Source organism: Candidatus Bathyarchaeota archaeon, assembly GCA_029882535.1.
Classification (GTDB): domain Archaea; phylum Thermoproteota; class Bathyarchaeia; order Bathyarchaeales; family SOJC01; genus JAOUKM01.
Genome location: JAOUKM010000041.1, coordinates 1 through 10,143 on the forward strand (window position 1 = coordinate 1; position 10,143 = coordinate 10,143).

General features: G+C 43.9%; 13 protein-coding genes, 1 other RNA gene and 1 pseudogene. 5 read left to right on the top strand and 10 right to left on the bottom strand.

Annotation, left to right across the window (positions count from 1 at the left end; genetic code table 11):
• Window positions 1–33 precede the first annotated feature (33 nt).
• Window positions 34–333, top strand: a pseudogene (locus OEX01_08455) (carboxypeptidase M32).
• Between the two features lie 162 nt (window positions 334–495).
• Here OEX01_08455 and OEX01_08460 read toward each other — a convergent pair.
• From OEX01_08460 to OEX01_08475, 4 genes are all read right to left on the bottom strand, one after another.
• Window positions 496–1,485 carry a TIGR03560 family F420-dependent LLM class oxidoreductase gene (locus OEX01_08460; protein ID MDH5449013.1) on the bottom strand — a complete coding sequence of 330 codons (990 nt, stop codon included), beginning with the start codon at window positions 1,483–1,485 and terminating at the stop codon, window positions 496–498.
• 113 nt (window positions 1,486–1,598) lie between these two features.
• Entirely contained in the window at window positions 1,599–1,760 is a 162-nt protein-coding gene (locus OEX01_08465) for a hypothetical protein (GenBank protein ID MDH5449014.1), read from the bottom strand.
• A gap of 41 nt (window positions 1,761–1,801) precedes the next feature.
• Window positions 1,802–2,086, bottom strand: coding sequence for a hypothetical protein (locus OEX01_08470; GenBank protein MDH5449015.1), 285 nt, complete (start codon window positions 2,084–2,086; stop codon window positions 1,802–1,804).
• 35 nt (window positions 2,087–2,121) lie between these two features.
• Window positions 2,122–2,304 (bottom strand): hypothetical protein, encoded by a 183-nt coding sequence (locus tag OEX01_08475; protein MDH5449016.1) that lies wholly within the window; start codon window positions 2,302–2,304, stop codon window positions 2,122–2,124.
• A gap of 394 nt (window positions 2,305–2,698) precedes the next feature.
• On the opposite strand from OEX01_08475, the gene OEX01_08480 reads away from it, so the two are divergent.
• From OEX01_08480 to OEX01_08490, 3 genes are all read left to right on the top strand, one after another.
• Window positions 2,699–2,983 (top strand): hypothetical protein, encoded by a 285-nt coding sequence (locus OEX01_08480; protein ID MDH5449017.1) that lies wholly within the window; start codon window positions 2,699–2,701, stop codon window positions 2,981–2,983.
• A gap of 282 nt (window positions 2,984–3,265) precedes the next feature.
• Window positions 3,266–3,904, top strand: a complete 639-nt coding sequence (locus OEX01_08485) for a collagen-like protein (GenBank protein ID MDH5449018.1) — start codon at window positions 3,266–3,268, stop codon at window positions 3,902–3,904.
• A 194-nt stretch (window positions 3,905–4,098) separates the two neighbouring features.
• The gene (locus OEX01_08490) at window positions 4,099–4,293 is read left to right on the top strand and encodes a hypothetical protein (protein ID MDH5449019.1); all 195 of its coding nucleotides are present in this window, start codon (window positions 4,099–4,101) and stop codon (window positions 4,291–4,293) included.
• Window positions 4,294–4,323: 30 nt separating this feature from the next.
• Here the strand turns inward: OEX01_08490 and OEX01_08495 are convergent, their stop codons facing one another.
• The gene (locus OEX01_08495) at window positions 4,324–4,806 is read right to left on the bottom strand and encodes a helix-turn-helix domain-containing protein (protein MDH5449020.1); all 483 of its coding nucleotides are present in this window, start codon (window positions 4,804–4,806) and stop codon (window positions 4,324–4,326) included.
• Between the two features lie 233 nt (window positions 4,807–5,039).
• Here OEX01_08495 and OEX01_08500 point away from each other — a divergent pair, with 233 nt between their 5' ends.
• Complete coding sequence (locus tag OEX01_08500; GenBank protein MDH5449021.1) at window positions 5,040–6,017, top strand: hypothetical protein; 978 nt, start codon at window positions 5,040–5,042, stop codon at window positions 6,015–6,017.
• A gap of 123 nt (window positions 6,018–6,140) precedes the next feature.
• Here OEX01_08500 and OEX01_08505 read toward each other — a convergent pair whose 3' ends face one another.
• The 5 genes from OEX01_08505 to OEX01_08525 all read right to left on the bottom strand — a co-directional run bounded on the left by OEX01_08505 (window position 6,141) and on the right by OEX01_08525 (window position 9,740).
• The gene (locus OEX01_08505; protein ID MDH5449022.1) at window positions 6,141–6,944 is read right to left on the bottom strand and encodes a hypothetical protein; all 804 of its coding nucleotides are present in this window, start codon (window positions 6,942–6,944) and stop codon (window positions 6,141–6,143) included.
• A gap of 293 nt (window positions 6,945–7,237) precedes the next feature.
• Window positions 7,238–7,732, bottom strand: coding sequence for a hypothetical protein (locus OEX01_08510; protein ID MDH5449023.1), 495 nt, complete (start codon window positions 7,730–7,732; stop codon window positions 7,238–7,240).
• 78 nt (window positions 7,733–7,810) lie between these two features.
• Window positions 7,811–8,659 carry a site-specific integrase gene (locus OEX01_08515; protein MDH5449024.1) on the bottom strand — a complete coding sequence of 283 codons (849 nt, stop codon included), beginning with the start codon at window positions 8,657–8,659 and terminating at the stop codon, window positions 7,811–7,813.
• An 89-nt stretch (window positions 8,660–8,748) separates the two neighbouring features.
• An RNA gene (gene rnpB / locus OEX01_08520) (RNase P RNA component) lies at window positions 8,749–9,057 on the bottom strand.
• Window positions 9,058–9,596: 539 nt separating this feature from the next.
• Window positions 9,597–9,740 (bottom strand): hypothetical protein, encoded by a 144-nt coding sequence (locus OEX01_08525; GenBank protein MDH5449025.1) that lies wholly within the window; start codon window positions 9,738–9,740, stop codon window positions 9,597–9,599.
• Window positions 9,741–10,143: the final 403 nt, after the last annotated feature.

Sequence of the window (10,143 nt, forward strand, 5' to 3'; positions counted from 1 at the left end):
CTAGGTTTAGACATCTAGAATGACTCTGAAGGAGTCATGCAGGACGTTCATTGGGCTGGAGGCGATTTTGGATACTTCCCCACCTATGCATTAGGCAACATCCTTAGCGGTCAGTTGCTGAATACTATGCAAAAGTCAGTTTCCGACTGGAAGGAACAAATCTCCAGAGGTAACTTCCAAAACGTGAAGAAATGGCTTGCAGAAAATGTACACCAACAAGGCGACCTTTATGATCCCCCAGCTCTCATCAAGAAAATCACTGGCGAACAAATGAACTCTAAACCTTACCTTGAATACCTCAACAAGAAATGCTCTTGGGTATATGGATACTAAATTATGCGCGTGTATCTTATCGGCATGCATGTATTTTTGGGAGGGTAACCTTTGCAAGGGAGGGCAGGTTCCCGAAAAGTTTAAGCCGAGGAGCTTTCGGTGTATTGTTGCATACTCAATTGCGCGCACATGCTTTTGTCCTGAAAGTCACATGCGCGGTCTTCATAGTGCCCCAAGGATTCGTTCTTTGAGAATCTGAATGGTATCCAATCCATTCTTACGAAGGTTTCCGAAATATGGAAGACAGATATTCATTATATCTGCATGATCCTTGAATTCTGAAAGCTTCTCGATGACAACAGGCAGTGTTCCACCAATCTCCTTAGAGCTCAAAGTCTCCAAATATTTCTGCTTCACAGACTCTGGAGCGCGCGCAATCCAGATCCACTCTTGTTCAGTGATTTCCTTCAATCTCTCTTCAACATCATCAGTGTCTTCACCAATTACTCCCGCTGTCTTTGAAACCGACCACCTGAGCTCCTCGAAATCCCGCCCCACCTTCTCACACATTCTCTTGACTCGCTCTTTCTTCTCTAAGAAGCCTTTGATCGTTGTTTCTGCACCATAATCCATTCCATCTGCATATCTAGCGACAGTCTCCTCCATCATTGGCGCTTTGAGTTTCATAGAACCGACCCAAATCGGCACACGCGGTTTTTGAACAGGTTTTGGTAGAAACATAGTTTCTTTGATCTTGTAGAAGTCCCCATCGAAACTAGGTCTCTCTTCTGTCCAAAGTAGGTTGATGATTTGAATTGCTTCCATTAGTTGGGTCACCCTTTCTTTTGCTGATGGAAAAGGATAACCATACGCTTTATACTCGCTATCTTTCCAACCTGCTCCTATTCCCAGATCTATTCGTCCATTAGATGCATTGTCTAGACTTGCTACGATTTTCGCAAGAAGAGCTGGATTTCTGTAGGATTGTGACGTGACTAGTGTGCCCAATCGAATACGCTGTGTCTGAGGGACTAATAATGCAAGTGTTGTCCACGCATCATGTGATTGCATCTCATGACCCTCTACGGGTCCAAAGAAATGGTCTGAGACTGTAAAGCAGTAGAATCCTGAGTCCTCTGCAGCTTTTGCTAATGTCACAATGTCATTGTAGGTATATCCCAATTGAGGTTGAATATTGATGCTAATCTTCATCGAAGTCACCTGGTAACCTTAGATGCGTGCGCGCACAGATAAGGCTCTTTGAGTCTAAGCTAACGCAGAAAACTTGAGCGTTCTTTGTAGTTGATAGCGCGCGCTAGAGGAGGTTAGTCACCCTTTTCAAATAGTAAGTAGTGCTTGACATCTGTACCCCACCCAGTAGCTTGATAGGTATGAAGACGCCAACCCAAGTTCTGCATATCAGCAATTGCCTTAGGCACTTCTTTGTGGTGATCAACTTGTATGCAAGCATATTCTTTCAATTTCACTCTCACCTCCTCGTCCAACGTGTAATATGAGCGCGCTAGTTTCATCGTCCTTGAGAGTCATCAGGTCGCGACCTCTTATTCCGTGCCCTGCTTCTTTCTTCTTTCTTTCCTTTCCTGAGAAGCTCTTTGTCGGGTCTGAGTTCATTTATTAAAGCGTCGATTTTCTCAAAAAGCCTCTTTCGGTATTTCTCACTACGGCAATCTTCCGCTATGCCCTTTTCAAGCATTCTGTAAAGCGGGTTTCCCACGAAATTCCAGAATACGGCGTATCTTTCGGGTTTGTCTAGGTCTACGTGCTGACTTAGGAGCTTTAACCATTTGCTCACGTTGCTTATGGTGCTTTCGCTCTTGCCATTGTTCTTCAGTTGTATGAGGACGTTGATGATAAGATGGGATGGGTTACTGGGTTTTTGGGCTGGTGTGCTGGTCGTAACCCGTCATAGGTCTTAGTAATTTCTTCTGTTGGTGTCATTATTTCACCATCTTTTGGCACATTGACGATTTGATGTCTGTTTCTATAAGGGTTTTCTGTTGTGGTGTTCATTCCTTTCATCACTCTTGCATTTAGGTAGGCTGTTCCTTCTTGAGTACTGCGTCTTTGATTTAGCAGTAGGTTGCCTTTTGCTGAGTCTGTTTAAATTGCGTCGTTTTCTTGCTTTTGAGGTGAGGCTGTCCTTCGCTTGTCATAGGGGACAGCCCTTCGCAGTTGGTCGTCGGCGACGAGGCATTAAACTTTTTGGGAGGGTAACCTGTTTCCGCAGAAATAGGGAGGGTACGCTCCCGAAAACGTTTAAGCCGAGGAGCTTTGTACGTTTGCACGGAATATGTGCGTGTGCTTCTGGCTAAATCCTGCTAACTAAGTGTGCATAGCATGGCTCAACGTAAGAAAGAGAAACCTTTTATAGCCTCAATTCTTTTGGAACCACGGTTGAATAAAAATGACAGTATGGTTACTGGTCTCAGTTATGGGCATATTGGTAGCCCTAGGTTTACTTGTAGCGCTGGTAGTATGGAGAAAAAGGAAGGCAGGAATGGTACAAGAACCAAACTACCGAGCCTTTTTCATAATGGGAATTGCCTTCATTCCAGTAGGGTTTATCTGGATGACCATAGCCTTTACAATAAATGCTGCACTATTTCCTACTGGATTACCACTCCTTTCACTAGGAATAATATATCTTTCAATTGGCTTGGGTAATCGAGACAAATGGAAGAAAAGCTAAAACCCCCTAGTGATGCGTGCGCGCTTCGAAAAATGTTTAAGCCGAGGAGCTTTCGGCGTATTTCTTCGTATGCATACCATGCAAGCTCGCGTTGGCTGGGGTGAAGTCTTGTCCCAAACCCAAACACTCTCTCTACAACACGCTGCTCAAGAAAGTGTGTTCCGTCAGGTGAATTGGCCATATTGATTGTAGGTTCATAAATCATATCTGTATTGTGACACAAGCTAGTCGATGATAAAAATGTTGAGCTCTTCAAATTCGACACCAAATACCAAGAGAATCATGCTACTTGCAGTCGTTGTCGCACTGGTCTTCGCTTTAGTCAGCGGACTTGTAGGCGCGTACCTGTTTGCCAAACCTGGTCCTCAGGGTCTCGAAGGTGAACAGGGCATTCAAGGTGTGATCGGTCCTCAGGGTGATAAGGGTGATAAGGGTGATCAGGGTCTGCAGGGCATTCAGGGTGATCGGGGTGAACAGGGCATTCAAGGTGAACCTGGTTTGAATGGAACAAACAGTATTATACAGGCCATCCAAAGCCAAAACGTGACTCCCGCGAGTCTGGGAACCTACAGCCTGACTCAATGGTACAACATGTCGGTCTTCGACAGTTCAATGACGCTAAAGGTCGATATTCAAAGCGAATCCAGAATCTGCGCTGAATTCTTAAGCACAGCCACTTTCACCAACTCGGAGGTTTGGTTGAGAATCGTCGTGGATAATCAGTACAACAGCACCGTCTGCTACATAGGGTGCTTCGAAGTACCAAGTTCTCCCACGTTGCATCTACCAATTCAAGTGAGAATCCTGACTGACACGTTACCTGCTGGAACCCACACGGTTGACGTTCAGTTCTATCGGTTCAACGGTTCTCCAACATTGCTGGATAGATCTCTTTACGTAGCAGAACTGGCTGCTTCGTGAGAGAAAAACAGCTTGCGGACAGCACGTGCCCTTGACCTTTCCAGATTCTTAAGGGTAACCTTCGCAAGGGAGGGCACGTTCCCGAAAAGGTTAAGCCGAGGAGCTTTGAGCGGGCGCAGTAGACCTAGAAGCGGGTGCGACGAGCGTTTAAATAGTCCGAAAGAGAATAATTCATGTGATCGAGGGAATTTTGAATGATAAGTGCATTACAATTTCTGCTTGCTCTTATTGCAGGCATCGTGCTAATGGTGCGTTGGCGTCTTGTCCCAGCATTTGTACGTCAGAGAATTTATGATGAACTGCATGGGCGTCTCAAGGTCTCTGCACCGCATTTGCGGTCTACCTTTGATGGCGTCAGTTTTGACAGTGGAAGTTCCACATCTCGTTGATGCTCTGCTGTTTACGATGGCGCGCGCGCATTATTTTCCTAGGCTCTTAAACAGACCTTTCCAGTTGAATTTTGAACTTTTTTCATGAGCTTGTTGAATCAAGATTCCTAGTTTCTCTAGATTGAGGTCGTCAACATTTTTACTCTTGATTTTGATAGTTCTTGTTTCCTTGAGTTTCTCAAGGGAGATTCTGTATACGTTTGCAGATTCTGGCATGTCTGCTGCTTCCCAGTCCCTAGCGAGCGCTTCCAGCATTGCCATTCGCTGCCATTGTTTTTCGGGCATCGGAAGCTCTATCACGACTTCCTTTTCTAGAGGCTTTATCGTCTGCTCTCCAGTTTTTGCGCGCCATGCCCCATGTTCATTTTCCACTTTTCCCATGAGCTCAAGAGAATTGAGGTAGCCGTAAGCCGTAGTTCTATGAACGGCAAGTTTTCGTGCAACTTCAACCGCGCTAATGCCTTTCGCACTATTTTGTAGCACTATCTTGTAGCATCTGTCCAACTTCTCCATAGATTCATGGGTTTTTCGGCTCGACATAGTAGCTACACTACTTCAAAATGCTGGTTGTAGCTACATATCCTTTGTGGTTAAAAATGAGGCGAACGCGAAAACATGGTCGGCAGAGTTGCTTTGATGGTGCTTACTGTGCTCACGCCCATTTAACTGTGAAGATTGGTGTTTATCGTTGTCCATTTAGTCATTGTTTCAAGAAGCTTGAGAATCAAAAGCGTGGGGCTTCTTAGATGGTTAATTCTTTTTCTTTATCGAATGTTGATTTTCCCGAGGATTCGGATTCTCTAGAAGAGTTTACCGTAAGCAAATACGCTACTTTTGGAATCTTCCAACTCGTTGGCAACGGCGTGCAAACGAATCGGTGGTGCGGCAAGTTTTCGAGTTATAGGGGGTGTATACGGGCTGAATTGCATCGGGGCGTCACTCTGCTCGATGGCACGAATTATACGGGGAAAGCACATGTGGAAATTCGTAGCCACAGTTGTCATAAACCGTCTTGCCCTGTGTGTTATTTGAGTTGGGCGAGTCGTGCGGCTCACAAGATTGAGGGTCGTTTGGCTGAAGCGAAGAAGCGTTTCGGCTTAGCTGAGCATATTGTAGTTTCTCTTCCCATCGATGATTACGGTTTGCGTTATGAAGACCTGCGGAAAAAGGTTGTCAAGATCTTAAAAAGTCGTGGTGTGATTGGTGGATGTTTGATTTTTCACGGTTTCCGCTATAACAATGTGCGTCTCTGGTATTGGAGTCCCCATTTTCACGTCGTGGGCGTTATCAGGGGTGGATATGGATGTCGGAATTGTGATCACGAGCGGGGGGATTGCCGTGGTTGTAGTGGTTTCAATGGTAGGGAAGTGAGGGGATTTGAGAAGGATGGGTATATTGTGAAGGTGTTGGGGAAGCGGAAGACGATTTTTGGAACTGCTTGGTATCAATTGAACCATTCGACTATTCGGACTAATGTTAAGCGTCCTCACGCGTTTACTTGGTTTGGTGTCTGTAGCTATCGGAAGCTGAAGGTTAAGGTTGAGAAGAGGAAGTCTGTGTGTCCTATTTGTGGGGAGGAATTGGTGAAGTTGCATTATCTGGGTGTTAGGCATATTGTCAAGGACAGGAGCTCACCTGAATTTGTTGGTTCTTTTTTTGATGACTTGGTTGACGGTGATGGTGCGCTAAATTGGTGTGAAGGGTCTAGCGGAAGCTATGGATAGTTAGCGCGCTAGGTCGCGTTAGCCTTAAATCGGATGATAACTATTATTAACGTAAAGGCTTGTCGGCGTGGTGGAGCACAGAATCGCGCAGTAACAGGCTGGATACCACACGACATTGGTCTGTTATTGCGTTATCTGGTTGGGAACTCCACCACTTTGTCGAGCGTCTTGCTTTTCCTCTGCAAGTTTTTTCTTTAAGTATGTAATCCATGCAGCAAATTGGGTCTGTGCAAACTCCACTGCTTTTGCATCTTTACGCACTTCAAATGTGAAATCACTACTCTTCAGAAACTCGAAATCACTGTCTAGGTAAGTATCAACTTGTGGTGTCAAAGGTTCAGTTCGTTGTTCTGCTTCGCTTTCTGTCTCGATTTGCTCTTCGCCTACTGAGATTATTTGAGGACCTTCTTTCACAATCATCTGGGCGTATTCAAGTATTGATACGAGACTTTCACGGATAGCACCTCGCGTTGATGTACTCCATTGTTTGCCAACCTTTCGTTCGATTTCCAGAACTAAATCTAACGGGTCTCTAGGCTGCCCACGCGTTGCATCCAGAAATCGTATAATCTCAACCCACAAGGGATTTTGCCTTATTATATGTTTAAGAAGATTCTTCGCTTCATTTTCTTTGCCTGCTGTCAAGAGTCTCGCGTAGTCTTTACCTTCGCTTGTTAGATTATAGAGACCTTTTCGCCCTGCTGACTCAGTTAATCCTATATCATGTGCGGCGCTAAGTGCTTGACTAACATTTACCGGGTGCATGCCGCACGCTGATGCAATGTCTTTATACATAACAGCTGTCTTGTATCCATACATAACTCTGACAACTTTATTTACTGCATCTAAATTCTGGAGAGGACGCGCGATTTTCATGCGAGTCTTCCCACTCTCAGGTTTTCCTTCAACGTTTTTGGCTTCTGACACTCATATTCGACCTTCATTTCGCTACTTAGTAATATACATAATTGATTTGCTTATAAACTTTACTAAATATGGTGTTCTATAGTATTCTGTAGCATCTTAAGTCGAATATATCTCATATTTAAGCGTGCGCCATTGATAAGGGGCTATCATATGCTTAGGCATTGTGGGTGTTGTTATCATCGTTGGTGGTGTCGGCTTTTTGGCGTATCGTCTGGAACGCGCGAGTGAGCCGAAGGGCTCACGAGTTAAGATGGTCGTATGCGTGCGCAATGCACACGAAAAGAACAAAGTCTCTACTTCTTAACAGACAACTTATCTCCGAAGATTAGGCGTAAAATATTCTCGCATTCCTCTAACTTTACATCCTTCGTCTTATCGTTCAATCCTTTTAGATACCAGCCAAACTTTTTCTTATCCTTTGTAAAAAAATTAATGGATATAGTTCTGAAAACATTCTTCTTTAGCCTAACTTCATTGATATCAGAGTTGGATATGGCGAAATTACTCTTATCAGCCTTTAGAAGTTTCTCAGGAGTATTAACATATCTTTCTCTTTCCCGCATTTTCTTTTTACTCTTAGCAGTCTTGTGAGCGTCACTTACACCCTCGGCTAATCCGAATATCAATGAGACAATGTCAGTGGAGCCAGCATAAGTACCAGCATGTTTGTGTTCCTCCCATCCCCTTACTACAAATGTTCTATTTGGCGTGATAATTAATTTCTCATGAATTATTCTGCTCCAAGCTGGTTTGGCTACTTGGAGCACGCACAAAACTTTTTCGCTCAATCTGACTTTATCCCCCTATTAACAGACCACGCTGAACTTCTTATTAATTTTGACTGCAAAAAAGGAGAAAAAAGAGGGTTATTTGCGTTTTCTGAATAGCATTGTTCCGTCTTTTTCTGTTATGTATTGAAATCCTGCTTCGATTAGTTGGCTGGCTTCCTCAGCGTTGGTTGCTGTTTTGCATGTCCATTCATCGTCGTTGAGATTAAGTAGTTGTGTGTAGATTAGTGTCGTTTCTAGTCGTCTGTGCCCCATTTGTTGTTTGACGTATAGTATGTCTTTCGTTTGGTGGTAGAGTTTTGTTGCGAAGTAATGCCTTAAGTCATAGAGTCTGATTGCTCTTAGCGTGGGGTCACCTAATTTCTTCGCTAGTTTGTTTCTGTATTTTCGGAAGTATTTTCCGTATGTTTCGCTTGTCCATGCTTCGAATATGTTGTCGTTTAATGCTATGTTGCGGTGTGTTAGGTAGATATTTAGTAGTTCTTGTGTTTTGCTTGTTATTTTTAGGATTCGTGCGCTTCCGTGTTTGGCTGTTTGTGGATATATTGTTCTGTTGGCTGTGTCTATGTCTCTTAGTTTGAGTCTCATTGTTTCGACTGGGCGTAAGCCTGTTTCTTTGCTTATGCTAATTGCTAGTGCTAGTTTTTCTGATGCGTTGGCTTTTAGCATGTCTATCTGGTTTTCCGTTGGTATCTTTGGTAGTTTGGCGTTCTGGTAGTATTTTGGTTTGTTCCATGTTAGCTTGTGGTGTTTGCAGTATGTATTATAGGCGAAGGCTATGTTTCTTTTGTATCCGTTTCGTCTGTCTAGTTGTGCAAGGTATCCTCTTACTGTTTCAGGTTTGTCTAAGTCTGTGTGTTTGTCTAGTATTGTAAGTATTTTTGATACGTTTTTTATGGTGTGTGGGCTGTTGCCTCTTTTTTTCATTTCCCATAAGACTTGAAAGACTTTGTTGTTTGTGGTTGGGTTACGGGGTATTCCGTTTTTTGGGGTCGGGTTGCACGGCTCTGGGGCTAGTGTGCTGGTCGTAACCCGCCTTTTGTTCAAAGATGGCATTCAGCTAATCGGGCTACCCGCGCCTCATGCAGCTCTTCACAAGCGCCTATTTGCCCTTACACCTTGCAGGACAGCCGTTTCACCGCCTCACACCCTAGCATCCTTCAGCAACTTAGCATGCATCATCGTCACGCGCATGGATGGACGTTTCGTTTCTGTTCTGTTGCCAAGGCTCTCGCCCTACACCTTTTACAGATGTTGCAAGTCTGCACGGTGGACGGAGTTTCCTCAAGCTTTCTTACCAAGCTCGGAGCCATCCGCCAGCTCACCAGCCCTCAAAAAGAATGTGGTAACGGCTTCTCTTAAAGCTTAATCCCCCCAAAATTAACGACTGACTTCACCGACTGAGATGCAGAAGCATTTCATTGACCAAAGGATCAAGAAGTGGGTTTGAATAGACCTTAAGAAACTCAGGGGCTACGCTGAGAGTTTTAGAGATAAAGCTCCTTTGAACTCAAGTAAAACACTTCTCATGACTCTAGGTGTCATAAAAGGGGACAGACTTTTTGGAGAAGGATTTGGAGAGGCTTTTAGCGATTGAGAAAGCCTTGAATGATTAGAGTGCTCTTTGGCGCGTTCGATGTTCTTGGAATAACAAAAAATGAATCCGCGCACAACTGCAATGCCAATGTGTGCGCATGCACTTTTCCATGACCCATATTATTCTCTTCGCCATATGTTATAGGGGCATTGGTTCCAACAGTATCTGCTACCTTTAAACATACACCCTTTGCATTCCGATCTGCTAAAAAGTTTTTGTTTCCTCATTAACTCCCAAATGAAAACTGTCAAACTGCTTTATCAATTATCACTTTGGGCGTCCCCTAACATGCTTCTTGTAATAAAGTAGTTTTTCTCTTTCTTCTTTTGGCAGGAGAAATGCAGGCAGAGTCTTTGTTTTCCTTGGTCGCCCCCAATTCTTTAGAATAGTAACTTTGATTTCCTCTGCCAAGAATCACTCCCCTATTATCACGTGGTGAAAGGAGGCTTGATTCTTCACCTTAGACTATTTAAGTCTAGCGAACACAATAGACAATTCAAAGCATATTAGTGATTTGAGTATGGGGAAAAAGAAGATTTCACGTATAAAGAGAAGGATGTTAGAAAGACAGAGAGAACCGCCTATCTATAGTTCTAAAAGCCTTCGTCAAGCATATGAATAGGAAACCATGTGGGTAAGCAAAGTTAAAAAAAGAAAAGAGTGACGGCCACACAATGAATTGTGCGCATGCATTTTTTGTCTTAGCATTTTCGGAGCTCGGTTACGTCGGTATGTCCTTCTTTTGAAAGACTCGTATGGCGGTGATGACTAGAGCAATCGCCAGTACAGTCAAGATAAGGAAGTCTCCTCCTTT

Bases quoted from the DNA above. Each gene is read 5' to 3' on its own strand.
- OEX01_08480 (MDH5449017.1), top strand. From the start codon at position 2,699: ATGACAGTATGGTTACTGGTCTCAGTTATGGGCATATTGGTAGCCCTA.
- OEX01_08490 (MDH5449019.1), top strand. From the start codon at position 4,099: ATGATAAGTGCATTACAATTTCTGCTTGCTCTTATTGCAGGCATCGTG.
- OEX01_08485 (MDH5449018.1), top strand. From the start codon at position 3,266: ATGCTACTTGCAGTCGTTGTCGCACTGGTCTTCGCTTTAGTCAGCGGA.
- OEX01_08460 (MDH5449013.1), bottom strand. From the start codon at position 1,485: ATGAAGATTAGCATCAATATTCAACCTCAATTGGGATATACCTACAAT.
- OEX01_08500 (MDH5449021.1), top strand. From the start codon at position 5,040: ATGGTTAATTCTTTTTCTTTATCGAATGTTGATTTTCCCGAGGATTCG.
- OEX01_08495 (MDH5449020.1), bottom strand. From the start codon at position 4,806: ATGGAGAAGTTGGACAGATGCTACAAGATAGTGCTACAAAATAGTGCG.
- OEX01_08515 (MDH5449024.1), bottom strand. From the start codon at position 8,659: ATGAAAAAAAGAGGCAACAGCCCACACACCATAAAAAACGTATCAAAA.
- OEX01_08475 (MDH5449016.1), bottom strand. From the start codon at position 2,304: ATGAACACCACAACAGAAAACCCTTATAGAAACAGACATCAAATCGTC.